The 23,149-nt window shown below is 72.5% G+C and carries 25 protein-coding genes and 1 pseudogene; 7 read left to right on the top strand and 19 right to left on the bottom strand.

Translation table 11 applies throughout. The features are described from left to right. Positions 1 to 10: 10 nt before the first annotated feature. Positions 11 to 1,234 (top strand): methyltransferase domain-containing protein, encoded by a 1,224-nt coding sequence (locus ACFWSK_RS04630; RefSeq protein WP_383781939.1) that lies wholly within the window; start codon positions 11 to 13, stop codon positions 1,232 to 1,234. Here ACFWSK_RS04630 and ACFWSK_RS04625 read toward each other — a convergent pair. Beyond that, positions 1,197 to 1,868: a hypothetical protein gene (locus ACFWSK_RS04625; protein ID WP_383781833.1), complete on the bottom strand. Its 672-nt coding sequence runs from the start codon at positions 1,866 to 1,868 to the stop codon at positions 1,197 to 1,199. The genes ACFWSK_RS04630 and ACFWSK_RS04625 overlap by 38 nt on opposite strands. A 71-nt stretch (positions 1,869 to 1,939) precedes the next feature. On the opposite strand from ACFWSK_RS04625, the pseudogene ACFWSK_RS04620 reads away from it, so the two are divergent. Continuing rightward, positions 1,940 to 2,702, top strand: a pseudogene (locus ACFWSK_RS04620) (metallophosphoesterase family protein). A 31-nt stretch (positions 2,703 to 2,733) separates the two neighbouring features. Here the strand turns inward: ACFWSK_RS04620 and ACFWSK_RS04615 are convergent. From ACFWSK_RS04615 to tsaB, 7 genes are all read right to left on the bottom strand, one after another. Further along, on the bottom strand, positions 2,734 to 3,198 hold the full coding sequence (locus ACFWSK_RS04615) for a VOC family protein (RefSeq protein WP_383781830.1): 465 nt from the start codon (positions 3,196 to 3,198) through the stop codon (positions 2,734 to 2,736). 98 nt (positions 3,199 to 3,296) lie between these two features. After that, the gene (locus ACFWSK_RS04610) at positions 3,297 to 4,538 is read right to left on the bottom strand and encodes an RNA polymerase sigma factor (protein ID WP_383781827.1); all 1,242 of its coding nucleotides are present in this window, start codon (positions 4,536 to 4,538) and stop codon (positions 3,297 to 3,299) included. A 64-nt stretch (positions 4,539 to 4,602) separates the two neighbouring features. Further along, positions 4,603 to 4,959 carry a YciI family protein gene (locus ACFWSK_RS04605; protein WP_383781824.1) on the bottom strand — a complete coding sequence of 119 codons (357 nt, stop codon included), beginning with the start codon at positions 4,957 to 4,959 and terminating at the stop codon, positions 4,603 to 4,605. A gap of 104 nt (positions 4,960 to 5,063) precedes the next feature. Next, positions 5,064 to 5,330, bottom strand: a complete 267-nt coding sequence (locus tag ACFWSK_RS04600) for a hypothetical protein (protein ID WP_383781821.1) — start codon at positions 5,328 to 5,330, stop codon at positions 5,064 to 5,066. Continuing rightward, positions 5,327 to 6,427, bottom strand: a complete 1,101-nt coding sequence (gene tsaD / locus ACFWSK_RS04595; protein ID WP_383781818.1) for a tRNA (adenosine(37)-N6)-threonylcarbamoyltransferase complex transferase subunit TsaD — start codon at positions 6,425 to 6,427, stop codon at positions 5,327 to 5,329. The genes ACFWSK_RS04600 and tsaD overlap by 4 nt, the downstream gene beginning before the upstream one ends. Then, on the bottom strand, positions 6,427 to 6,912 hold the full coding sequence (gene rimI / locus ACFWSK_RS04590) for a ribosomal protein S18-alanine N-acetyltransferase (protein WP_383781936.1): 486 nt from the start codon (positions 6,910 to 6,912) through the stop codon (positions 6,427 to 6,429). Before rimI ends, tsaD begins: the two co-directional genes overlap by 1 nt. 53 nt (positions 6,913 to 6,965) lie before the next feature. After that, the gene (gene tsaB / locus ACFWSK_RS04585; RefSeq protein WP_383781814.1) at positions 6,966 to 7,628 is read right to left on the bottom strand and encodes a tRNA (adenosine(37)-N6)-threonylcarbamoyltransferase complex dimerization subunit type 1 TsaB; all 663 of its coding nucleotides are present in this window, start codon (positions 7,626 to 7,628) and stop codon (positions 6,966 to 6,968) included. 152 nt (positions 7,629 to 7,780) lie between these two features. On the opposite strand from tsaB, the gene ACFWSK_RS04580 reads away from it, so the two are divergent. Next, complete coding sequence (locus ACFWSK_RS04580; RefSeq protein WP_383781811.1) at positions 7,781 to 8,341, top strand: hypothetical protein; 561 nt, start codon at positions 7,781 to 7,783, stop codon at positions 8,339 to 8,341. Positions 8,342 to 8,476: 135 nt separating this feature from the next. On the opposite strand, the gene ACFWSK_RS04575 is transcribed toward ACFWSK_RS04580, so the two are convergent. From ACFWSK_RS04575 to glmS, 8 genes are all read right to left on the bottom strand, one after another. Next, on the bottom strand, positions 8,477 to 8,674 hold the full coding sequence (locus tag ACFWSK_RS04575; protein WP_383781809.1) for a hypothetical protein: 198 nt from the start codon (positions 8,672 to 8,674) through the stop codon (positions 8,477 to 8,479). Positions 8,675 to 8,832: 158 nt separating this feature from the next. Then, complete coding sequence (gene tsaE / locus ACFWSK_RS04570; RefSeq protein WP_383781806.1) at positions 8,833 to 9,369, bottom strand: tRNA (adenosine(37)-N6)-threonylcarbamoyltransferase complex ATPase subunit type 1 TsaE; 537 nt, start codon at positions 9,367 to 9,369, stop codon at positions 8,833 to 8,835. A gap of 11 nt (positions 9,370 to 9,380) precedes the next feature. Next, positions 9,381 to 10,598, bottom strand: a complete 1,218-nt coding sequence (locus ACFWSK_RS04565) for an alpha/beta fold hydrolase (protein WP_383781804.1) — start codon at positions 10,596 to 10,598, stop codon at positions 9,381 to 9,383. Positions 10,599 to 10,689: 91 nt separating this feature from the next. Next, the gene (alr, locus tag ACFWSK_RS04560; RefSeq protein ID WP_383781801.1) at positions 10,690 to 11,829 is read right to left on the bottom strand and encodes an alanine racemase; all 1,140 of its coding nucleotides are present in this window, start codon (positions 11,827 to 11,829) and stop codon (positions 10,690 to 10,692) included. A 72-nt stretch (positions 11,830 to 11,901) separates the two neighbouring features. Next, a complete protein-coding gene (locus ACFWSK_RS04555) occupies positions 11,902 to 12,282 on the bottom strand; it encodes a DUF488 domain-containing protein (RefSeq protein ID WP_383781798.1) in 381 nt (126 codons plus the stop codon). 42 nt (positions 12,283 to 12,324) lie between these two features. After that, positions 12,325 to 13,779: an NAD(P)H-hydrate dehydratase gene (locus ACFWSK_RS04550; RefSeq protein ID WP_383781795.1), complete on the bottom strand. Its 1,455-nt coding sequence runs from the start codon at positions 13,777 to 13,779 to the stop codon at positions 12,325 to 12,327. 4 nt (positions 13,780 to 13,783) lie between these two features. Then, entirely contained in the window at positions 13,784 to 14,152 is a 369-nt protein-coding gene (locus tag ACFWSK_RS04545) for a holo-ACP synthase (RefSeq protein ID WP_383781934.1), read from the bottom strand. 12 nt (positions 14,153 to 14,164) lie between these two features. Continuing rightward, a complete protein-coding gene (glmS, locus tag ACFWSK_RS04540; RefSeq protein WP_383781792.1) occupies positions 14,165 to 16,015 on the bottom strand; it encodes a glutamine--fructose-6-phosphate transaminase (isomerizing) in 1,851 nt (616 codons plus the stop codon). Positions 16,016 to 16,206: 191 nt separating this feature from the next. Between glmS and ACFWSK_RS04535 the strand changes: the two genes are divergently transcribed. The 4 genes from ACFWSK_RS04535 to ACFWSK_RS04520 all read left to right on the top strand — a co-directional run bounded on the left by ACFWSK_RS04535 (position 16,207) and on the right by ACFWSK_RS04520 (position 19,972). Further along, on the top strand, positions 16,207 to 16,866 hold the full coding sequence (locus tag ACFWSK_RS04535) for an RNA polymerase sigma factor (protein WP_383781789.1): 660 nt from the start codon (positions 16,207 to 16,209) through the stop codon (positions 16,864 to 16,866). Further along, a complete protein-coding gene (locus ACFWSK_RS04530; RefSeq protein WP_383781786.1) occupies positions 16,854 to 17,834 on the top strand; it encodes a CU044_5270 family protein in 981 nt (326 codons plus the stop codon). The genes ACFWSK_RS04535 and ACFWSK_RS04530 overlap by 13 nt, the downstream gene beginning before the upstream one ends. A 163-nt stretch (positions 17,835 to 17,997) precedes the next feature. Continuing rightward, complete coding sequence (coaA, locus tag ACFWSK_RS04525) at positions 17,998 to 18,993, top strand: type I pantothenate kinase (RefSeq protein WP_383781783.1); 996 nt, start codon at positions 17,998 to 18,000, stop codon at positions 18,991 to 18,993. 19 nt (positions 18,994 to 19,012) lie between these two features. Continuing rightward, the gene (locus tag ACFWSK_RS04520) at positions 19,013 to 19,972 is read left to right on the top strand and encodes a DUF389 domain-containing protein (protein WP_383781780.1); all 960 of its coding nucleotides are present in this window, start codon (positions 19,013 to 19,015) and stop codon (positions 19,970 to 19,972) included. 7 nt (positions 19,973 to 19,979) lie between these two features. Here ACFWSK_RS04520 and glmM read toward each other — a convergent pair whose 3' ends face one another. From glmM to rplM, 3 genes are all read right to left on the bottom strand, one after another. Next, the gene (gene glmM, locus ACFWSK_RS04515; RefSeq protein WP_383781777.1) at positions 19,980 to 21,338 is read right to left on the bottom strand and encodes a phosphoglucosamine mutase; all 1,359 of its coding nucleotides are present in this window, start codon (positions 21,336 to 21,338) and stop codon (positions 19,980 to 19,982) included. Between the two features lie 240 nt (positions 21,339 to 21,578). Continuing rightward, on the bottom strand, positions 21,579 to 22,106 hold the full coding sequence (gene rpsI / locus ACFWSK_RS04510; protein ID WP_382738655.1) for a 30S ribosomal protein S9: 528 nt from the start codon (positions 22,104 to 22,106) through the stop codon (positions 21,579 to 21,581). Positions 22,107 to 22,150: 44 nt separating this feature from the next. Continuing rightward, a complete protein-coding gene (gene rplM / locus ACFWSK_RS04505; protein WP_383781773.1) occupies positions 22,151 to 22,594 on the bottom strand; it encodes a 50S ribosomal protein L13 in 444 nt (147 codons plus the stop codon). Positions 22,595 to 23,149 lie beyond the last annotated feature (555 nt).

The raw sequence follows: 23,149 nt of genomic DNA, 5'->3' as shown, positions 1-23,149 counted from the left end.
CTGGCTCACAATGGGCCGGGTGAACGCTCTCCCCACGCCCGACGCGCCCGACCCGCTCGCCGCCTTCCACGCGCTCCGCACCCCCGAGGGCGCGGCGCTCCTGGCCGAGCTGCGCGACCACGACCCCGCCCGGGAACTGGCCACCGCGACCCGCCTGCGCCGCGGCCACCCGGCCGGCCTGGTGTCGGCGGCCCTGGGGCAGGCCCGGCTGCGGCAGCGGGCGGTGGCGAAGTTCGGGGCCGAGGACGCGTACCGGATGTTCTTCACTCCCAACGGTGTCGAGCAGGCGACCCGCACCTCGGTCGCCGCGTACCGGGCGCAGCGGTTCGCCGCCCTCGGGGTGCGGAGCGTGGCCGATCTGTGCTGCGGGATCGGCGGTGACGCGATCGCCCTCGCGCGTGCGGGCATCGCGGTACTGGCCGTGGACCGCGATCCGCTGACCGCCGAGGTCGCCCGCGCCAACGCCGCGGCGCTCGGCCTGGAGGGGCTGATCGAGGTGCGCTGCGCCGATGTCACAGAGACCGACACCGCACCGTACGACGCGGTCTTCGTCGACCCGGCCCGGCGCGGCGGACGCGGCCGGATCTTCGACCCGGAGGCGTACTCCCCGCCCCTGTCCTGGGCGACCTCGGCCGCGCTGAAGGCCCCCCGCGCCGCGCTGAAGATCGCCCCCGGCGTCCCGCACGAGGCGATCGGACCGCGGGCCGAGGCCGAGTGGATCTCGGACGGCGGCGATGTGAAGGAGGCGGTGCTCTGGTTCGGCGAGGGCTTCACGCCCGGCTCGTTCCGGGCGACGCTGCTCCCGGCGGGCGCCACCCTGACGGCCCCGGCTCCGCTGCCCGCCCCGCCCGTCGGGCCAGTCGGCCGCTATCTGCACGAACCCGACGGCGCCGTCATCCGCGCCCATCTGGTCGCCGACATCGTGGACCGGTGCGGCGGGCGGCTGGTCGACGAGACGATCGCGTACGTCACGAGCGACGAGCCGTACGCGTCCCCGTACACGACGGCGTACGAGATCACGGACGAGCTCCCCTTCAACATGAAGAAGCTCAAGGCCCTGCTGCGGGAGCGGAAGGTCGGCGTCCTGACCGTCAAGAAGCGCGGCTCCGCCGTCGAACCGGAGGAACTGCGCCGCAAGATGAAACTCCAGGGCCCGAACGCGGTGACCGTGTTCCTGACCCGGGTGGCCGGGGCTCCTACGATGCTGGTCGGTCAGCCCCTGAAGCGGCCCTGACCGGCGCTTCCACGGGCGTCCCGACGATGACCCGGAGCACCCAGCGACGGTGCGCGAACGCCTTGACGACGCCGATCAGCCCGGTCAGCCAGCAGATGAGGCCGAGCCCCATGAGCAGGGCCACCTCCCCGTACGTCTCCTCGCCCGCCTCCGCGCCCGCGGGGACGACCACACACGTGTACAGACCGAGGGCGCACAGCGCGAAGGACGTCAGCATCCAGACGAGGCTGACGCCGGGAATCCGCAGCCGCGGGTCCCCCGCCGGGTCGCGGTCGAGCGCGCCCCACTGGACGAGCAGCCGGCGGACCTGCCGGTCCCGGGCGAGTCCGACGGCGACGAACGCGACCGACGGCACCAGCAGGCAGGCACCGAGCGCGAATCCGACCATGCCCAGCATCGCGGCGAACGGATCGTCGGGCTCCTCGAACGAGACGATCGCCCCGCCCACGAACGACCAGCCGAGCGCCGCCAGCATCCCCCACAGCCACAGCATGGCGAGCCGCGCGTGCCCCAGGTGCATCCTGACCAACTCGCCCAGAACCACGGCCCGGTCGGCGAGCATCGCCTGCCGGCCGGGCCAGGAGCGCAGCTCCACGGGTGGCGGGGGCGGGGGCAGCGGTGAACGGCGTGGCATGCCCCAGACACTACCGACCGGTCACGCACGCGGGGGTGACGGGCCGTGAACAGCCGTGCAGGGTGGACCTCATGGTGAAAAGGGTCGCGGTTCTCTCGGACGTCCACGGGGCACTGCCCGCACTCGAAGCGGTACTCGCCGAACCCGATGTGTCGGCCGCCGACCGCATCGTGCTGACCGGGACATCACGGCGGGCCCCCAGCCCGCCGAGGTGCTCGACCTGCTGACGGGCCTCGGCGAGCGGGTCGTGTGGGTCAGCGGGAACGCCGACCGCGAGCTGTTCGAGTACCGGCGCGGTGTCCGCGCCTCCATCCCCTGCCCGGTCAGCACCTGGGCGGCCCGTCAACTGCGCGAGGACCACCTCGACCTGCTCGGCCGACTGCCGCGTACGGCCGAGCTGACGCTCCCCGGCCTCGGCCGGGTGCTGTTCTGCCACGCCACCCCGCGCGACGACGAGGAGACCGTCCTGGTCGATTCGCACCTCGACCGCTGGGACGAGGTCCTCAGCGGCCTCGACGACGAGGTGGGCACGGTGGTGTGCGGCCACACGCACATGCCGTTCGTCAGGCTCGCCCACGGCCGCCTGGTGGTCAACCCGGGCAGCGTCGGCATGCCGTACGGGCGCCCCGGAGCGCACTGGGCGCTGCTCGGCCGGGGGTCGAACTGCGGCGTACGGAGTTCGACGTGGAGGCCGCCGTGGCGCGCGTCGGACGGGAGTCCGGCTTCGAGGGGGCCGCCGAGTGGGCCGGCACCTACCTCCGGGGACGGATCACCGACGCCGACGCGCTCGCGGCCTTCGGGCCGGGGGACGGACGCGGCCAGGGCCTGTCGTAGGGACCCCGCCCGGAACTCCCCGCGCGCGTGCTCAGGCGTCCCGGAGCGCCTGGATGTCCAGCTTCCGCATGCCGAGCATCGCCTTCATGGCCCGCTCCGCCTTGGCCGGGTCCGGGTCGGACAGCGCCTCGGAAAGACCGCTCGGGACGATCTGCCAAGACAGGCCGTACCTGTCCTTGAGCCACCCGCACTGCCCCGTCTCACCGCCTTCGGAGAGCGCGTCCCACAGACGGTCCACCTCGGCCTGGTCCGCGCAGTCCACGGAGAGCGAGATGGCCTCAGTGAAGGGGAACTGCGGGCCGCCGTTGAGGGCGGTGTACTCCTGGTCCGCGAGCCGGAAGCTCACGGTCATGACCGAGCCGTTCTCTCCCGGGCCGGCCGGCCCGTAGCGGGTCACGTCCAGGACCCGCGAGTCCCCGCCGAATACGGAGACGTAGAAGTTCGCCGCCTCCTCCGCCCGGGTGTCGAACCACAGGAACGTAGTGATCTTCTGCATGGTCTTCTCCTCGCCGGGAACGCCGAAAGGCAGATGCTCCGGAACTCCGGAGCACCGCCGGATGCTCTCGGAAGGTAGACCCGCCGCGCCCCCGGAACTCATCGCGACACCCGGTCGGCGCGCGCCAGGAGCAGCGTCCTCTCCTGCTCGTTGCGGGTCAGCTCCGCCGCCCGTGCGAACTCCGCCCGCGCCTCCTCCCGCCGCCCCAGGCGCTCCAGCAGATCGCCCCGCACGCTCGGCAGCAGGTGGTACGCCTTGAGCTCCGGCCCCGCCGCCAGCGCGTCCACCAGGGCGAGCCCCGCCGCCGGTCCCTCGGCCATGGACACCGCCACCGCCCGGTTCAGCTCCACCACGGGGGACGGAGCGAGCGCGGCGAGGTGCCCGTACAGCGTGGCGATCGCGGTCCAGTCCGTGTCCTCGTACGTCACCGCGTGCGCGTGGCAGGCGGCGATCGCGGCCTGCAGGGCGTACGGCCCCGTCGCCCCGCCAACCGCGCTCGCCCGCGCCAGGGCCGCGAAGCCGCGCCGGATCAGCAACTGGTCCCAACGCGACCGGTTCTGGTCGGCGAGCAGCACCGGTGCGCCGTCCGGCCCGGTCCGCGCGGCGGCGCGCGACGCCTGGAGCTCCAGCAGCGCGACGAGCCCGTGGACCTCGGGCTCCTTCTCCATCAGACCGGCCAGCACCCGGGCCAGCCGCAGAGCGTCCTGGCAGAGGGCCGGGCGCAGAAGATCGTCGCCCGTGGTCGCCGCGTACCCCTCGTTGAAGATCAGGTAGATCACTTCGAGTACGGAGTCGAGGCGGGCGGCGCGGTCGGGGCCGTAGGGCACCTCGAAGGGGACGCCCGCCCGGCCCAGCGTCCGCTTCGCCCGCACGATGCGCTGGGCGACGGTCGCCTCGGTGGCCAGGAACGCGCGGGCGATCTCCTCGGTACTGAGGCCGCCGAGGAGGCGCAGCGTGAGGGCGATCCGGGCCTGCGTGGAGAGCACCGGATGGCAGGAGGTGAAGATCAGCCGCAGCAGGTCGTCGTCGATGTGGTCCGGATCGGCGGGTTCCGGCGGCGGTACGTCCTCCAGGGCCCGGCCGACCTCCGCCAGCTTGCGCGCGTAGGTCTCCCTGCGGCGTACGAGGTCGATCGCCCGGTGCTTCGCGGTGGCCATGAGCCAGGCGCCCGGCCGGTCCGGTACCCCGGAGACGGGCCATTGCTCCAGCGCGGCGAGCAGGGCGTCCTGCGCGATTTCCTCGGCGATTCCCACGTCGCGCACGATGCGGGCGGTTCCGGCGATGATCCGTGCCGATTCGATCCTGTACACGGCTTCGACGGCACTGCGTGCTTCTGTCACGGCCACCCATCAGAGCAGCCGGGGGCCGGGGCGGCAAGGACCTGCCGCCCCACCCCTGCGCCCGTCAGCCTTCGGCGATCTCGCGGATCTCGGAGGTCACGGTCCAGTGGGCCTCGTGGACCGCCAGGAAGCGCTTGGTCCACTCCAGGATCTCGGCCTTGTCCTTGGCCTGGATGATCGCGTAGCCGCCGACGACTTCCTTCGTCTCGGTGAACGGCCCGTCGGTGACGGTGAACTCGCCGTTGGACCAGGTGACCCTGGTGCCCTGCGCGGTCGGGGTGAGCCCTGCCGTGTCCAGCAGGACACCGGCCTTCGTCATCTCCTCGATCAGGGCGCCCATGCGCTGCATCAGCGCTTCGCTCGGGCCTTCGGCCGGGGCGCTGTTCTCGTCGATACGGACCATCGTCAGATAGCGCGGCACGGTGACTCCTCGGGTCGGGGCGGGCTGTTTCCCCGCCTCACACTCGTACGTCGAACGGGCACGCCCCGGATCGACACCCTGGCGGATTTCTTTTCCGGGGATTTTCAGCCGACGGACTCGAAGCGCCACCGGTGCACCGGCCGCGCGATCAGTTCCGCGTCCGGCTCGGGGAGTTCGGGCAGCTCGTCACCGTAGGCGCCCTCCCACCAGGTGATGACGAGCACCCGGTCCTGCGGGGCGCGCAGCAGCTCGCGGCGGACCGGCTCGCGGGCCAGCTCCGCCGACCGGGCCCGCGCCCACTCCAGCAGCTCGGCGCCCCGGCCCTCGGTGGCCCGGGCCTCCCACATCAGCGCGACGGCCGGACCGCTCATGAGTAGAGGTTGTCCTTGCTGATCTCGTGCACGTGATCGTGGTCATGGGCATGGGCGCCCGGCACGTGGGTCTCCGTCACCGGCAGCGAGGAGTCAGCCGACAGCTCCAGGTCCGAGGCCGGCCGGTTGCGGGCCACCATCTCGGCGCCCAGTGCGGCGACCATCGCCCCGTTGTCCGTGCAGAGTCCGGGGCGGGGCACCCGCAGCCGGATACCGGCCCGCTCGCACCGCTCCTCGGCCAGGGCCCGCAGCCGCGAGTTGGCCGCGACACCGCCGCCGATCATCAGGTGGTCGACGCCCTCGTCCTTGCAGGCACGGACCGCCTTGCGGGTGAGCACATCCACGACGGCCTCCTGGAAGGACGCCGCCACGTCCCGTACCGGGACCTCCTCGCCCGCCGCACGCTTCGCCTCGATCCAGCGCGCAACGGACGTCTTGAGCCCGGAGAAGGAGAAGTCGTACGCGGGGTCGCGGGGACCGCTCAGACCGCGCGGGAACGCTATGGCCTTCGCGTCGCCCTCCTTCGCCAGGCGGTCGATGACCGGTCCACCGGGGAAGCCGAGGTTCAGTACCCGGGCGATCTTGTCGAACGCCTCGCCCGCCGCGTCGTCGATGGTCGCGCCGAGCGGCCGGACGTCGTTGGTGATGTCCGGCGCGAGCAGCAGCGAGGAGTGCCCGCCGCTGACCAGCAGCGCCATGGTCGGTTCGGGGAGCGGGCCGTGCTCCAGCTGGTCGACGCAGATGTGCGAGGCGAGGTGGTTGACCCCGTAGAGGGGCTTGTTCAGCGCGTACGCGTACGCCTTGGCCGCCGAGACCCCGACGAGCAGCGCGCCCGCGAGCCCGGGACCGGCCGTGACCGCGATGCCGTCGAGGTCGCGCGCGCTGATCCCGGCGTCCTTCAGGGCGCGTTCGATGGTCGGGACCATCGCTTCCAGGTGGGCACGGGAGGCGATCTCCGGGACGACACCGCCGAACCGGGCGTGTGTGTCGACGCTGGAGGCGACGGCGTCCGCGAGCAGGGTCGTGCCGCGCACGATGCCGACCCCGGTCTCGTCGCAGGAGGTCTCGATGCCGAGTACGAGCGGTTCGTCAGCCATCAGTCAGTCTCAGTTTCTTGTACGGGCTCTTGTCCGTGCTCTTGTACGTGGAGGCGCATGACGAGCGCGTCGATGTTGCCGGGCTGGTAGTAGCCGCGCCGGAAGCCGATCGGCTCGAAGCCGAAGCGTTCGTACAGCTTCTGCGCGCGGGTGTTGTCGACCCGGACCTCCAGGAGCACCGTGGAGCACTCGAAGGCCGTGGCGTGCTTCAGCAGATCGGTGAGGAGTTCGGAGCCGAGGCCGCCGCCCCAGTGGTCGCGGGTGACGCCGATGGTCTGGACGTCGCCGAGGTCACCGGCGGCGGCGAGTCCCGCGTATCCGACGATCCGGCCGGTGGCCGGTTCCTCGGCGACGACATAGCGGCGGGTGGCGCCGGGGCCGCGGGCGTGGGCCAGTTCCGACCAGAACATCCCGGCCGACCAGGCGTCCTCCGGGAACAGCTCGTGTTCGAGCTCCAGCACCGGGGCGATGTCCCACCAGCGCATCTCGCGCAGCACCGCGGTCACGGTCGCCGCGCCTGCCCCTTGGATCACTTCGGTCACTTCGGGGTGACCACCTTGTAGTTCTTCGGCACCTGGGCGTCGGGCCTGCGCAGATAGAGCGGCTGCGGCGGGAGCAGTTCCTGCCCGGCGGCGAGGCGCTCGGCGGCGAGGGCGGCCAGTGCGCCCGCCGACACGTGTTCGGGCTCCCGGGCGTCGGGGAACGCCTCCGGGTAGAGCACCGCGCCCGCCCCGACGACGGGCAGTCCCGCGAGCTGTGCGGCGATATCGGCGGGCCGGTCCACGGCGGGGTCACCCGTGCGGGTGCGGAAGTCCTCGTACCGCGCCCAGTAGACCTCCTTGCGGCGGGCGTCCGTGGCGACGGCGAACGGCCCCTGGAGGCCGGCGAGCCCGGCGGCGTACGCGAGCCCGTCCAGGGTGCACAGCCCGTGCACGGGGACGGAGAGCGCGGAGGCGAAGGCGGCCGCCGTCACCAGGCCGACGCGGAGGCCGGTGTAGGGGCCGGGGCCGACGCCCACGACCAGGCCGGTCACGGCGTCGAGTGTCACCCCCGCCTCGGCAAGGACCCGGTCGACGGCGGGCATCAGCAGTTCGCCGTGCCTTCGGGCATCGACCTGGCTCGTCTCGGCGACGACGGCTGAGCCGTCGTGCAGGGCGACGGTGACGGCGGGGGTGGCGGTATCCACGGCGAGCAGGAGCACACAAACAGCCTACGGCTCCGCCGACGGGGTCACCGCGCCCGTACGTCGTCCCGGTCCGCCCCGCCCCGGCTGCTACCGTCACCCGGTATACGTGTGTACGACATAAACGCTTGTACGACATACGCCGGATGGCAGGCGAAAGGGGAGCTCAGGTGGCAAGGGGCAGCTCGGGAATCGTGGCCGGGCTCACTGCGGCGGCTGTTGTCGCGGTCAGTTTCCTCGCCTACCAGGCGTCGGCCAGCGCACCGGACTCGGTGGCGGTCCCCAAGCCCTCGGCCTCCACCAGCGCTTCGGCCCAGCCCTCCCAGAAGCCGAAGCCGGCGACGGCGCCGCTGGCGGTGCCCGAGGAATCCGGCACCGGGATGCGCGTCGTGTACGCACTGAAGGACCGGCGGGTCTGGCTGGTGGACGCCAAGGGGCAGGCGGGCCGGACGTTCACGGTCATGCCGAGTCCCGTGAGCCCGCTGCCCGGTGTCTACCAGGTGGGCTCGCGCACCGGCAGCGTCAAGGGTTCGGACGGCGTGATGATCGAGCACGTCGTGCGCTTCACGAACGTCGACGACGTGGCCATCGGCTTCAGCGCCGCCCAGGACGGCACGCTGGCGAGCCCCGACCCGACGTCGAGGACGGGCGGGGTACGGATGAAGCGGGCGGACGGCGACGCGATGTGGACGTTCGCGACGGTCGGCGTCAAGGTCGTCGTCGTTCCGTAGCGGTACGCGGCGGTCTCCGCCGGTCCGCGGGCACACGATGGTGGTCTCCGCCGGTCCGCGGGCACACGACGGCGTCAGGACGGCCCGTAACCCCGCACGACGGTCCCAGCGGCCGTAGCGGTGCGCGGCGGTCTCTCAGGCCGCGTCGCGCCGGCCGGCCGGCCCCGGCCGCTCCTCGTGGTCCGCCTCTTCTCCGCCCTCGCGCTCCTCGCGCGGAGGCGTGGAGACCGCCGAAGCGGCGGCGCAGGAGGCCAGCAGATCCTTCATGGACACCGTCGACGACGGCCGCGCCTGCGGCGACGGCTGCTGCACTTCACGCTCGGGCGTCGGCATGGATGCCTCCTGGGGCTCCGGTGGAAGGCGTGGTTAGGTAGACCTAACCAAGTCTTCTCTCCATGTGAACACGCCTGCGGCCCCGCGCGCAACAATTTACCGACGGCCTGTCGGAAAGTCTCGCTCGGGAACCCGTCCGGAGCCCCGGGACCGGCCCGCTACCCCTCCGGGGCCAGTTCCGCCCGCAGCCCGGCCCAGCGCGGCCCGATGCCCACGAGCGTCACCGTGCGCCGCTCGTCGTCCGTGTCACCGACCGCGCGGTCGATGACCACCCGCAGGCGGTCCTCCGACAGCTCCTCGACCTTGCCGTCGCCCCACTCCACGACCACCACCGAATCCGGCAGCGACACATCGAGGTCCAGGTCCTCCATCTCGTCGAGCCCGCCGCCCAGGCGGTACGCGTCGACATGGACGAGCGCGGGACCGCCGGCCAGCGACGGGTGCACCCGCGCGATCACGAAGGTGGGCGAGGTGACGGCGCCCCGCACCCCGAGCCCCGCACCGAGCCCCCGGGTCAGCGTCGTCTTGCCGGCCCCCAGTTCGCCCGAGAGCATCACCAGGTCACCGGGGGCCAGCACACCGGCGATCCGGCGGCCCAGGTCCTGCATCTGTTCGGGTGACTCGACGGCCACGCCCAGGGTGACGGTGTCCGGCTCGGAGCTCTCCGCCGCCGGACTTTTCTGCACTGCTTCCATGCCGGTCAACGTTAGACGGTCGGAGCCGTCGTCGGCACGGCACCGATGCGAACCAGCAGGTCCGCGAGGCGCTCGTTCACCACCTCGGGGTGCTCCAGCATCACCAGGTGCCCTGCGTCCGGCACGATCACCAACTCCGCGTCGGGCAGGACCTCCGCGATGGCCTCGCTGTGCGAACTGGGCGTCACCAAATCCTTGTCGCCTGCCAGGATCAGCACCGGGACCTCACGGAAAGCGGGCAGCGCCCCGCTCTTGTCGTGCTCGGTGAACGCCGGATAGAACTCGGCCACCACGTCGATCGGGGTGGCCTCGATCAGCCGCTCGGCGAACCGCGCGACCGCCGGGTCCACGTCCCGTGAACCGAACGAGTACCGCTTGATGAGGCTCGCGAAGAGATCCGCGGTCGCCCGCCGCCCGCGCTCCACCAGCTCCGTCTGCGAGCCGAGCGCCTTCAGCACCCCGGGCAGCACCCGTCGTATCGCGTTGACGCCCGCCACCGGCAGCCCGAAACTCACCTCGCCGAGCTTCCCACTGGACGTGCCGACGAACGCGACCGCGGCCACCCGGTCCCGGATCAGCGCCGGGTACTGGTCGGCGAACGCCATCATCGTCATGCCGCCCATCGAATGCCCGACCAGCACGAGAGGCCCCTCGGGCGCCGCCGCGTCGATGACGGCCTTCAGGTCGCGGCCGAGCTGGTCCACCGAGACGGGCACGCCCTCGGCCTGCGCCCTGCCGCGCTCGGACCGGCCGTGGCTGCGCTGGTCCCAGTGGACCGTACGCACCAGACCGCGCAGCGCGGCCCGCTGGAAGTGCCAGGAGTCCTGGCTGAGGCAGTAGCCGTGGCTGAAGACGACGGTGACGGGCGCGGGTGTCTTACGGCCGAAGAGCCTGCGCCTCCGCGAACCGGGGGCCACCGCGCCGGGAGCGGCCGCGGCACCCGCCCCGCCCTCCGGCTCGGCCTCGTCGACCTCGTAGTGCAGTGCCGTGCCGTCGTCCGCGATCGCCTTCCCCGGCACGCCACGCAGGGCGCCGTAAGGGCCCGCGGCGTCCAGCGCCAGCCGGGCCTTCTTGCGCATGCCCCGGCCCACGGTCATCCGCTCGACCGCGACACCGGCCGCGGCGCCCGCCGCGATCACTCCTATCGCCGCACCCGCGATGCCCGCCCGGCGCCAGCCGGCCGCGGCGGCCGCCGTCACCACCACGTCCCCCGCGCTGCTCTCGCTCACCGTGCCGCGCTCCTCGTCCTCGTGGATCGGATATCGGGTGTCGGACGCCGGGCGCCCGCTGCCGGGTGGCCGGACATCGACACGACCGGGGCTACTGGTTCAGATGGACGCGTGGCACCCGGGCCCCGATGCGGGTGACGATCTCGTACGCGATGGTGTCCGCCGCCACCGCCCAGTCCTCGGCGCTCGGCTCGCCCCGGTCCCCCGGCCCGAACAGCACCGCCTCCGCGCCCGGCTCCGGCTCGTCGCCCTCCAGGTCGACCACGAACTGGTCCATCGCCACCCGGCCCGCGATCGTGCGGCGCCGGCCCCCGACGAGGACAGGCCCCCGGCCCGAGGCGTGGCGTGGAATCCCGTCCGCGTACCCGACGGGCACCAGGCCCAGGGTCGTCTCGGCGGACGTCGTGTAGTGGTGGCCGTAACTGACGCCGTGGCCCGCGGGCACCTGCTTGACCAGGGCGACCGACGCGGCGAGCGTCATCACCTGGCGCAGCCCGAAATCGGCCGGGGTGCCCAGCTCGGGGCTGGGCGAGATTCCGTACATGGCGATCCCGGTCCGTACGAGATCGAAGTGGGACTCGGGGACCGTGAGGGTGGCCGGCGAGTTCGCGATGTGCCGCACCTCGGGCCGGACGCCCGCCTTCTCCGCGTACGCCACCAGGTCCTGGAACACGTCCAGCTGGGACGCGATCGACGGGTGGCCCGGCTCGTCAGCGCAGGCGAAGTGCGACCAGAGCCCGGTGATCCTGACCGTGCCGTCCGCTTCGGCGGCGCGGGCCGCCGCGACCAGTTCGGGCCAGTCGGCGGGCTGGCAGCCGTTGCGCCCGAGGCCGGTGTCGGCCTTCAGCTGGATACGGGCCACGGCGCCCGCCCCGGCGGCCGCCCCGACGACCTCGCGCAGTGCCCACATGCCGCTCACCGACACATCGATGTCGGCCTCGATCGCCTCGCGCCACGGGCCCCCGGGCGTCCACAGCCAGCACATCACCCGGCCGCCGAGACCGGCCGCCCGCAGGGCCAGTGCCTCCTGCGGGGTGGCGGTGCCCAGCCATGTCGCGCCCGCTTCCAGCGCGGCCCTGGCACAGGGCACCGCCCCGTGCCCGTACGCGTCGGACTTCACGACGGCCATGAGCTGCGCACCGGCCGCCCGCGCACGCAGGGCGCGCACATTGGCGCGCAGTGCGGCGAGGTCGATCTCTGCACGGGCTCTCAGGGTCGCTGTCTCGTTCATCGCGCCCAGTGTCTCAGAGGCGTACGCCAGTGCGTGTCGCGTGCGCGGCGCGGCCGGGGCGCCGGCACCGGCTCAGTGCTGCGCCAGCTCGTGCTCCAGATGGTCCACGAGCACCGGGACATGGCTGCGGGGGATGTCCTTGACCGCCGTCACCAGCGTCACCGGACCACCCTCGCGCAGCAGGTCGAGCAGTTCACCGACCGCCTCGGTGTGGGCCGGGTCCGACAGTTCGGTGCGGTAGCGGTCGACGAAGTCGTCGTACCGGGATTCGGGGTCCTGGTGGTACCAGGAGCGCAGTTCGTTCGACGGGGTGACGTCCTTGGGCCACCTGTCGATCGCGGCCTTCGCCTTGCTCTCCCCGCGCGGCCAGAGCCGGTCGACGAGAACCCGTACACCGTCCTCGTCCTCCAGCGGCTCGTACACCCGCCGGACACGAACGGAACTCCTGCCCACGGCCCTTCTCCTTCCGCCGCCCTTCCCCAGCGTGGCGCAGGCTCACCCGTCCCGCACATCGCGCCAGGCCGCCGGGACCGCGTCCGCCACGTCCTGCGCGGCCACGGGTGCCCCGGCCGAGACCCGGCGGGCGGCGAGCCCGTGCAGATAGGCGCCCACCGATGCCGCGTCGCGCGGCGCGAGCCCCGCGGCCAACAGGGAGCCGGTCAGGCCGGAGAGCACGTCGCCGCTGCCCGCGGTGGCCAGCCAGGAGGTGCCGGTCGGGTTGACCCGTACCGGCGTGTCCCGGGCCTCGGCGACCAGGGTCGTCGACCCCTTCAGCAGGACGGTGGCGCGGTAGCGGGCGGCGAGCTCCCGTACGGCGGCGAGCCGGCCCGCCTCGACCTCCTCGCGCGCCACGCCGAGCAGCGCCGCGGCCTCACCTGCGTGCGGGGTCAGCACGGTGGGCGCGGAGCGCGACCGTACGGTCTCGGCGTCCAGCAGCCGCAGCCCGTCCGCGTCGACCAGCACCGGCACCTCGGCGGCCAGCACGTCGGCGACCGCCTCGGCCGCCGCTGAACCGTCCCCGAGCCCCGGCCCGACGACCCACGCCTGGACCCGCCCCGCCTTGGAGGGCGGCCCCGCGTGCACCAGCGTCTCCGGGAAGCGGGCGATCACCGCGCCGGCGCCAGGACCCACGTACCGCACGGCCCCCGCGCCGCCCCGCAGCGCCCCGGCGACCGCGAGCACCGCGGCGCCCGGGTACCGCTCGGACCCGGCCACCACGCCGACGACACCACGCCGGTACTTGTCGCTCTCGGCGCCGGGCAGGGGCAGCAGCGCGGCCACGTCCGCGTACTGGAGCGCTTCCAGATCCGGCGGCTCCGGCAGCTCGGGGCCCAGGCCGATGTCGACGAGCCGCAGCGCGCCCGCCCGCTCGGCGGCCGGGTCGATGAGCAGCCCCGGCTTGTACGTACCGAAGGTGACCGTCGCGTCGGCCCACACCGCTGGGCCGTTGACCGCCCCGGTGTCCGCCTCCACCCCGCTCGGCAGGTCCACGGCCAGCACGGGCGCCCCGTGCCCGTGCGCGATGACGGCCGCCACCAGGGCGGCCGCCTCCGGGCGCAGCCCGCCGCGGCCGCCGATCCCGGTTATGCCGTCGACGACGAGGTCGACCGCCCCCAGCTCGTCCGCACTGTCCAGCACCTGGCCACCGGCCGCGCGCAGCGCCGCGAGCCCGCCGGTGTGCACCTTGCCGGGCGAGGTCAGCAGCGCCCGTACACCCGCCCCGCGCTTCGCCAGCCGCGCCCCGGCGTACAACGCGTCGCCGCCGTTGTCGCCGCCGCCGACGAGCAGGAGGACCCTCGACCCGTACACCCGGCCGTTGCGCCGCAGCAGATCGCCGCAGGCCACCGCGAGCCCCGCGGCGGCCCGTTGCATCAGGGCGCCCTCCGGCAGCCGCGCCATCAGTGCCGCCTCGGCGGCCCGTACGGTCTCCACGCTGTAAGCCGTTCGCATACGGTCAACCCTCCGCGATCACCACGGCCGACGCCACCCCCGCGTCGTGGCTGAGCGAGACGTGCCAGTGCCGCACCCCGAGTTCCGCGGCGCGCGCGGCGACCGTGCCGCGGACCCGCAGCCGGGGCTGCCCGCTCTCCTCGACGTACACCTCGGCGTCCGCCCAGTGCAGACCGGCGGGCGCGCCGAGCGCCTTGGCGACGGCCTCCTTGGCCGCGAACCTGGCGGCGAGCGAGGCGATACCGCGCCGCTCTCCGCTCGGCAGCATCAACTCGCTGTCCAGGAAAAGCCGTCCGGCCATCTGGGGCGTACGCTCCAGCGCGGCGCCGAAGCGCTCGATCTCGGCCACATCGATCCCGACCCCAATGATCACGTACTCACTCACTCACTCGACTGTCACTGACTTCGCCAGATTGCGCGGCTGGTCCACCTCGTTGCCGCGGGCGGTCGCCAGTTCGCAGGCGAAGACCTGCAACGGCACGGTGGCGACCAGCGGCTGAAGCAGCGTAGGCGTAGCGGGGATCAGGATCAGGTGGTCGGCGTACGGAACGACCGCCTCGTCGCCCTCCTCGGCGATCACGATGGTGCGGGCCCCGCGGGCCCTGATCTCCTGGATGTTCGACACCACCTTGTCGTGCAGCACCGAGCGCCCCCGCGGTGACGGGACGACCACGACGACCGGCAGACCGTCCTCGATCAGCGCGATGGGCCCGTGCTTGAGCTCGCCCGCGGCGAAGCCCTCCGCGTGCATGTACGCCAGTTCCTTGAGCTTCAGCGCGCCTTCCAGGGCCACCGGATAGCCCACGTGGCGCCCGAGGAACAGCACGGTGTCCTCGTCGGCGAGCGAGCGCGCCAGCTCGCGCACGGGCTCCATGGTCGCCAGCACCCGCTCGACGGCCCCGGCCATCTCGGAGAGCTGCCGCACGACCGTCCGGATCTCGTCCGCCCACTTCGTCCCGCGCACCTGCCCGAGATAGAGGGCGACGAGGTAGCAGGCGACGAGCTGTGTCAGGAACGCCTTCGTCGAGGCGACGGCGACCTCCGGCCCGGCGTGCGTGTAGAGGACTGCGTCGGATTCCCTCGGGATGGTCGACCCGTTCGTGTTGCAGATGGCGAGCACCTTCGCCCCCTGCTCACGGGCGTGCCGCAGGGCCATCAGGGTGTCCATGGTCTCGCCGGACTGCGAGATCGCGATGACGAGCGTCCGCTGGTCCAGGATCGGGTCGCGGTAGCGGAACTCGCTGGCGAGTTCCGTCTCGCAGGGCAGCCGGGTCCAGTGCTCGATGGCGTATTTGGCGATCATTCCGGCGTGGTACGCGGTCCCGCAGGCGATGACGACGACCTTGTCGACCTCCCGGAGCACGCTGGGCGCGATGCGCACCTCGTCGAGCCGCAGCGCGCCCTCCTCCCCGCCGATCCGCCCGAGGAGCGTGTCCGCCACGGCCTTCGGCTGGTCGGCGATCTCCTTGAGCATGAAGGAGGCGTAGCCGCCCTTCTCGGCCGCGGACGCGTCCCAGTCCACGTGGTACGCGCGGGTCTCGGCGGGCCGTCCCGCGAAGTCGGTGACGGTCACCCCGTCCCTGGTCAGCTCCACTACCTGGTCCTGGCCCAGCTCGATCGCGGACCGGGTGTGCGCGATGAACGCGGCGACGTCGGAGGCCAGGAAGGTCTCCCCCTCGCCCACCCCCACCACGAGGGGCGAGTTCCGCCGGGCGCCGACCACCGTGCCCGGCTCGTCGGCGTGCACGGCGACGAGGGTGAAGGCCCCTTCGAGCCGACGGCACACCTGCCGCATGGCCTCCGCCAGACCGGCACCGCCGGAGTACGCCTCGGCCAGCAGATGGGCCACGACCTCGGTGTCGGTCTCCGACGCCAGGCCGTGGCCGCGCCCGGCGAGTTCGCCGCGCAGCGCGGCGAAGTTCTCGATGATCCCGTTGTGCACGACCGCGACGCGGCCTGCGTTGTCCAGGTGGGGGTGGGCGTTGGCATCGGTCGGGCCCCCGTGGGTGGCCCACCGGGTGTGCCCGATACCGACGTGCCCGGCCGGCAACGGCCGCTCCATCAGCTCCTTCTCCAGATTCACCAGCTTCCCCGCCCTCTTCGCGGCGGCGAGCCCGCCGTCCGAGAGGAGGGCGACTCCCGCCGAGTCGTACCCCCGGTACTCAAGGCGCTTGAGACCCGCGACCACGACGTCCTGCGCCGACTGTCCACCGACATAACCCACGATTCCGCACATAGCGGCACCATAAGGCGGCGAGGGGCGGGTTCCCAGGGTTACGGAGAGGGTGGGCGTGGGACGGGGACCGTGGCGGGCCACCCCCGGGCCGTGCGTACGGCACCCGTCTCCCGCCCCCCGTGAACCTTTCCGGCCGCTGCGGGCAACAGGGGGTGCCGGACTCACCGGCCGACCGACCCCCTGGAGGCGCTGTGCCCGGACGACCACGACCACCGGCGGGGCCCGGCGGCGTACCCCCGGGGCCGCCGCCCGCCGCACCGGCCGCCGCGCCCGGACCCGACGACGCCGAGATCATCGCCCAGTCCCTGGAGCAGCCTGAACTGTTCGCGGGTCTGTACGACCACCACGCCCCCGACATCCACCGGTACGCCGCCCGCCGCCTCGGCGAGGAAGCGGCGGACGACATCACCGCGGAGACCTTCCTCATCGCGTTCCGGACCCGTGAGCGCTACGACACCACCCACCGCCTCGCGCGGCCCTGGCTGTACGGCATCGCCGCCAACCTGATCGGCAAGCACCGGCGTACCGAGGTACGGGCCCTGCGCGCTCTGGCCCGCACCGGGCAGGACCCCGTCGCCGCGTCCTGGAGCGAGCGTTCCGACGACCGGATAGCCGTCCAGGCGCCGCTGGCGGGCGCGCTCGCCGGGCTCTCACCCGGGGACCGGCACGTCCTGCTGCTCGTCGCGTGGGCGGACCTCGGCTACCAGGAGGTGGCCGAGGCCCTCCAGATCCCCCTCGGCACGGTCCGCTCCCGGCTCAACCGCGCCCGGCGGAAGGTCCGCGAGGCACTGCGCATCGATCCCTCGTTCACCCAGGACGAACTGGAGCTGACCCCGTCATGGACGAAATGACCCGGTTGCGCGAGCTGCGCGCCGACGCCCCCGTACCCGACCGCGCCACCCTGGCCCCAGGGCGCCTGCGCCTGACCGAGGCCATGGCGGCGGGCGGGCGCACCCGCCGGGCGCGGGCCGACTGGCGGATCGCGTCCCTCGGCACGGCCGCGGCGATCACCGTGGCGGCCCTCCTCGGCACCCAGCTGCTGGACACGGCAGGACCGCGCGGCACGGCTCCCGCCGCGGTCGCGGGCAACCTGGACCTGTCCGGCCCGGCGGAGACCCTGAACCGGGCCGCCGACTTCCTGGAGGGCGTGACGGCTCCCCCGGAGCCCCGCGACAACCAGTGGATCTACACCAGGGTCGTGATCGGACAACCGGAGCTGAAGGCCGACAACGGACAGACGGGCGAGCTCCAGTACGAACCCGACTCCTGGAGCCCCTACGGCAAGGGCGCAGCGGAGAAGGTCCAGTCGGACGACGACTACTCGAACCGCGAGACCTACCGGGCCGCGGCCGCCCTGCCCGAGGATCCGGCGGCACTGCTGGCCGAGGTCCGCAGGCTATACCCGGCGGACGCGAGTGGTCGGTCACGCCCCGAGAGCAAGGAGGCCCAGACCTTCCGCGGACTGAGCGTGCTCCTGCAGTCCTACCCCCTCCCTCCGGCCGCCGTGGCCCGTATCTACCGGGCCATGGCCACGCTCCCGGGCGTCGGGATCACCGGACGCCTCGTCAAGGACGCCGCGGGCCGCGAGGCCATCGCCGTCACCCGGGAAGAGGAGGGCACCCACGAACGCCGCGAGATCCTCCTCTCCCCCTACGACTACGGCTACGCCGGCCTGCGCTTCGTGGTCACGGAGGACCACGAGGTGAAGGTGCCCGAAGGCATGCAGAGCCCCGCGCAGAGGTTCACCGCCGGTGACGTCACCATCAGCGAGGCCCGCACGGCCGCGGCCGTCGTCGACGCCGAGGGCGAGAAGCCCTAGTCACGGGCTCTCCCGTGCCTCCCCGGCACAGAGGCCGGGGTCCACTACAGGGGTGTGGACACCGGCCCCTTCCGGGGCCTGCAGGGCGTCGCCGGGGCCCTGGCGGAGCCCACGTGACCGAACCCACCCCCCACGGAGTTAAAACTCCCGCAACAATGAACCCGTGATCACTTCGCCGGCACGGAGCACCCAACGTCGCACCGAGCACGCGCAGACGCCCTACGTCGACCTGTCACGGGCCGAGTGGAGCGCCCTGCGCGACAAGACTCCGCTGCCGCTCTCCGCCGACGAGGTGGAGCAGCTGCGGGGCCTCGGCGACGTCATCGACCTCGACGAGGTCCGTGACGTCTACCTGCCGCTCTCCCGGCTCCTGAACCTCTACGTCCAGGCCACCTCGGGCCTGCGCGGCGCCCTCAACACCTTCCTGGGCGACGCGGGCAACGGCCACGGGGCGCAGCGGGGCACCCCGTTCGTCATAGGGGTCGCGGGCAGTGTCGCCGTCGGCAAGTCGACCAGCGCCCGCATCCTCCAGGCGCTGCTGGCCCGCTGGCCCGAGCACCCCCGGGTCGAGCTGGTGACCACGGACGGCTTCCTGCTGCCGATGAAGGAGCTCCAGGCGCGCGGCCTCATGTCGCGCAAGGGGTTCCCCGAGTCGTACGACCGCAGGGCCCTGACCCGTTTCGTCGCCGACATCAAGGCCGGCAAGGACGAGGTGACCGCACCCGTCTACTCGCACCTGATCTACGACATCGTGCCGGACGAGCGGCTGACCGTACGCCGCCCGGACATCCTGATCGTCGAGGGGCTGAACGTGCTCCAGCCGGCGCTGCCCGGCAAGGACGGCCGGACCAGGGTCGGGCTCGCGGACTACTTCGACTTCAGCGTGTACGTCGACGCCCGGGCCGAGGACATCGAGACCTGGTATCTCAGCCGCTTCCGCAAGCTGCGCGAGACGGCGTTCCAGAACCCGTTCTCGTACTTCCGCAAGTACACCCAGGTCTCCGAGGAGGAGGCCATGGACTACGCGCGCACGATGTGGCGGACCATCAACAAGCCCAATCTGCTGGAGAACGTCGCGCCCACCCGTGGCCGTGCCACTCTGGTGCTGCGCAAGGGACCCGACCACAAGGTCCAGCGCCTGTCGCTGCGCAAACTCTGACCCTTCCAGGAGCCCGCCCGTGCTGCATCTGCGCCTGATCGTCCCCGCCGACCGCTCGGGCGAGGTGGTGAACCTCCTGGAACGGACCGTCGGCGCCACCCACCTCGCGGTGCTGACCGGCGCGGCCCGCAGTCCGGCCGGGGACGTGGTGCTCTGCGATGTGGCGCGGGAGGCCGGGGACGAGCTGATCGGGGAGCTGCGCAGGCTCGGTATCGACAAGGGCGGCTCGATCACCGTCGAGAACGTGGACCTGACGCTCTCCGCGCACGCCGATCAGGCGGAGGAGGACGCGCCGGGTGACGGCGCGGACGCGGTGCTGTGGGAGGAGCTGTCGGAGGCCACCCACGAGGAGTCGACGCTCAGCGTCACATACCTGGCGTTCCTCACCGTCGCCACGATGCTCGCCGCCTGCGGTGTGATGCTCGACAACGCGATCCTGATCGTGGGCGCGATGGCGGTCGGCCCGGAGTTCGGCCCGCTGGCGGGGGTCTGCACGGCGCTGGTGCAGCGCACCCCGCGCCTGGTGTGGCGCTCGCTGTCGGCCCTGATCGGAGGCTTCGCGGTGGCGATGGTCATCACCGCCGGCTTCGCCTGGCTGATGGACGCCGCCGGCCTGTTCACCCGCTCGATGATCGACGGCGACCGGCCCAACACGGCGTTCATCTGGAAGCCGGACTGGATGTCGTTCGTGGTGGCGTTCCTCGCGGGCATCGCCGGGACGCTCTCGCTCACCTCGGCGAAGTCCGGGGCGCTGATCGGCGTGGCGATCTCGGTGACGACGGTCCCGGCCGCGGCCAACGCGGCGGTGGCGTTCAGCTACAAGGACTACGGCCAGATGTCGGGCTCCGCAGGCCAGCTGCTGGCGAACCTCGGCGGCATCGTGCTCGCGGGCACCCTGACCCTCCTGGTCCAGAAGGGCCTGTGGGCCGCCCACCGCCGCCGGACGGCCCCGAAGACGGCCCCGTCCGGCGGCGTGTGACGCCAGGTCACCCCAGGGCGGACTTCACCGCGTCGGCCAGCCGGCCGGCCACGGCGCGCGCCTGCTCGATGTCGGCGGCCTCGACCATGACCCGTACGAGCGGCTCGGTGCCCGACTGGCGCAGCAGGACGCGCCCGGTGGAGCCCAGCTCGCGCTCCGCCTCCGCGACCGCGGTGGCCAGCTCGGACGAGGTGCTCACCCGGGACTTGTCGACGTCCGGCACGTTGATGAGCACCTGCGGGAGGCGCTGCATGACACCGGCCAGATCGGCGAGCGTACGGCCGGTGGCGGCGACCCGGGCCGCCAGCATCAGGCCGGTCAGCGTGCCGTCGCCTGTCGTGGCGTGGTCGAGGACGATGACGTGGCCGGACTGCTCGCCGCCCAGCGCGAAGCCCTCCGCCTTCATGGACTCCAGGACGTAACGGTCGCCGACGGCGGTCTGGACGAGCTGGATGCCCTCCCGCTCCATCGCGATCTTGAAGCCGAGGTTCGACATGACCGTGCCGACGACGGTGTCCTTGCGGAGCTGTCCGGCGTCCCGCATGGCGAGGGCGAGCACGGCCAGGATCTGGTCGCCGTCGATCTCCTCACCCGCCGCGTCGACGGCCAGGCAGCGGTCGGCGTCGCCGTCGTGCGCGATGCCGAGGTGGGCGCCGTGCTCGACGACCGCGGCACGGAGCAGGCCCAGGTGGGTGGAGCCGCAGCCGTCGTTGATGTTCAGACCGTCCGGCTCGGCACCGATGGTGACGACCTCGGCACCGGCCCGCGCGAACGCCTCGGGCGAGACCCGGGCGGCGGCACCGTGCGCCTCGTCGAGGACGACCTTCAGCCCGTCGAGCCGGTTGGGGAGTACGGCGATGAGGTGGGCGACGTACCGGTCGAAGCCCTCGGCGTAGTCACTGACCCGGCCCACTCCGGCACCCGTCGGGCGCGCCCACGGCTCACCGGTGCGGTGCTGCTCGTAGACCGTCTCGATCCGGTCCTCCAGCTCGTCGGCGAGCTTGTGGCCGCCGCGGGCGAAGAACTTGACACCGTTGTCCGGCATCGCGTTGTGACTGGCGGACAGCATCACGCCGATGTCGGCGCCGAGCACGCCGGTGAGATACGCCACGGCAGGGGTGGGCAGCACGCCCACCCGCAGGACGTCCACGCCCGCGCTCGCCAGGCCCGCCACGACGGCGGCCTCCAGGAACTCTCCGGACGCGCGCGGGTCACGGCCCACCACGGCCGTCGGCCGATGCCCCTCGAAGGTGCCCGCCTCGGCAAGTACGTGCGCCGCCGCGACCGACAGACCGAGCGCGAGCTCGGCCGTCAGATCCGCGTTGGCGACGCCGCGCACGCCGTCCGTGCCGAAGAGTCGTCCCACTGGTGTCCTCCGAGATTGCTCCGAAACCACAAACCCAAGAAATACGAAAACGGGGCGGGCCTGGGCATGCTGCCGCGAACACCGCGCGACAGGGCCCGGCCCTCTGCCCTATGAACCTCTGAACGTCTGAACGTCTGAACGTCTTATGCCGTTATACGCCCGCGAGGGCCGATAAACGAACGCCCCAGCGGCACGAAGTGTGCCGCCGGGGCGAACGGGTAACGCTGACGAGCAGGCGGTTTAGCGCTTGCTGTACTGCGGGGCCTTACGGGCCTTCTTGAGACCGGCCTTCTTGCGCTCGACCGCACGGTCGTCACGGCAGAGGAAGCCGGCCTTCTTCAGCGTGGCGCGGTTGTTGTCCACGTCCGCCTCGTTCAGCGAGCGGGCCACGCCGAGGCGCAGGGCGCCGGCCTGACCGGAGACGCCGCCACCCGAGATGCGGGCGATGACGTCGTAGCGGCCGTCGAGCTCGAGCACCTTGAAGGGCTCGTTGACTTCCTGCTGGTGCACCTTGTTGGGGAAGTAGTCCTCAAGGGTGCGACCGTTGATCTTCCACTTGCCGGTGCCCGGAACGATCCGGACGCGGGCGATGGCGTTCTTGCGACGACCCAGGCCGGCCGCGGGCTGCGGGTCGCCGAAGCGGCCTGCCAGCGACTCGGAGGTGTACTCGCCCTCGACGGGCACCTCGGATTCGAAGGTGGTCACCTCAGCGAAAACCTCTTCGCCCTCGGTGCCCTCGACGGGGGTCTCAACAGTGGTCTCGGCCACGATTCTCCTCAGATCTTTCTGTACGTCTTAGGGGGAGGCCGGAACTACTGCGCGACCTGGGTGATCTCGAACGGGACCGGCTGCTGCGCGCCGTGCGGGTGCTGGTCACCCGCGTAGACCTTGAGCTTCGAGAGCATCTGACGGCCCAGGGTGTTCTTGGGGATCATGCCCTTGATGGCCTTCTCGACGGCCTTCTCCGGGTTCTTCGAGAGAAGCTCGTCGTAACGCACGGAGCGGAGACCGCCCGGGAACCCGGAGTGGCGGTACGCCATCTTCTGGGTCTTCTTGTTGCCGGAAAGGTGAACCTTCTCGGCGTTGATGATGATGACGAAGTCGCCCATGTCCATGTGGGGGGCGTAGATCGCCTTGTGCTTGCCGCGAAGGAGGTTCGCAGCCGTGGTGGCCAGACGGCCCAGGACGATGTCCTCGGCGTCAATGACGTGCCACTGGCGCGTCACATCTCCGGGCTTGGGGCTGTACGTACGCACGGTCGTAGCCTTCGCTTCTTCAGTGAATGGAGTCCTGACAAGGCCACCCGGACGATCACACCAGCCTTTGCGGCACTGCGGGGACGCAACCCGAGTGCCTGCCGCTGGTCATCGGCCCGGTGGACCGGCGTAAGGGCCCCTCGCGTGAGAACGACCAAGCCAATACGCATAACAAACCAGAAGAATACCGTTGAGCCCCCACGCGGGTCAAAACAGCCCCCGAAGCCCCCCTCCCGAGGCCCCCGAAAGCCGCATACGGCCCCTTTTCCTCCCGCCGAGCCCCATCCTTCCAGCCCGGCCGCCGCTCAAGGCCGCCTTCGGCGCGGTGGGCACCGAGGCCACCCCCGGCCCGGCCGGCGTTTGAGCCACCTTCACCCCCGCCGCCCCCGAGGCCACCCCCGAGCCCGGCCGGCGCTTGAGGCCGTCTTTCAGCCCCGCCGACGTTTGAGGCGCGGGGGCCGCGGGGGCGCCCCCCCCCGCGCCCCCCCCGCCCCCCCCCCCCCCCCCCCCCCCCCCCCAACCCACCCCACCGCCCCCCCCCCCCCGCACCCAACC

The sequence above is a fragment of the Streptomyces sp. NPDC058620 genome (assembly GCF_042717135.1).
Taxonomy (GTDB): domain Bacteria; phylum Actinomycetota; class Actinomycetes; order Streptomycetales; family Streptomycetaceae; genus Streptomyces.
The sequence above is the reverse complement of the archived record's forward strand: the minus strand, read 5'-3'. Positions and strand labels throughout refer to the sequence as shown.

Bases quoted from the DNA above. Each gene is read 5' to 3' on its own strand.
- ACFWSK_RS04630 (WP_383781939.1), top strand. From the start codon at position 11: ATGGGCCGGGTGAACGCTCTCCCCACGCCCGACGCGCCCGACCCGCTC.
- ACFWSK_RS04625 (WP_383781833.1), bottom strand. From the start codon at position 1,868: ATGCCACGCCGTTCACCGCTGCCCCCGCCCCCGCCACCCGTGGAGCTG.
- ACFWSK_RS04615 (WP_383781830.1), bottom strand. From the start codon at position 3,198: ATGCAGAAGATCACTACGTTCCTGTGGTTCGACACCCGGGCGGAGGAG.
- ACFWSK_RS04600 (WP_383781821.1), bottom strand. From the start codon at position 5,330: ATGAGCGGTCCGGCCGTCGCGCTGATGTGGGAGGCCCGGGCCACCGAG.
- tsaD (WP_383781818.1), bottom strand. From the start codon at position 6,427: ATGGCTGACGAACCGCTCGTACTCGGCATCGAGACCTCCTGCGACGAG.
- rimI (WP_383781936.1), bottom strand. From the start codon at position 6,912: ATGCGCTGGTGGGACATCGCCCCGGTGCTGGAGCTCGAACACGAGCTG.
- ACFWSK_RS04575 (WP_383781809.1), bottom strand. From the start codon at position 8,674: ATGCCGACGCCCGAGCGTGAAGTGCAGCAGCCGTCGCCGCAGGCGCGG.
- tsaE (WP_383781806.1), bottom strand. From the start codon at position 9,369: ATGGAAGCAGTGCAGAAAAGTCCGGCGGCGGAGAGCTCCGAGCCGGAC.
- alr (WP_383781801.1), bottom strand. From the start codon at position 11,829: ATGAACGAGACAGCGACCCTGAGAGCCCGTGCAGAGATCGACCTCGCC.
- ACFWSK_RS04550 (WP_383781795.1), bottom strand. From the start codon at position 13,779: ATGCGAACGGCTTACAGCGTGGAGACCGTACGGGCCGCCGAGGCGGCA.
- glmS (WP_383781792.1), bottom strand. From the start codon at position 16,015: ATGTGCGGAATCGTGGGTTATGTCGGTGGACAGTCGGCGCAGGACGTC.
- ACFWSK_RS04530 (WP_383781786.1), top strand. From the start codon at position 16,854: ATGGACGAAATGACCCGGTTGCGCGAGCTGCGCGCCGACGCCCCCGTA.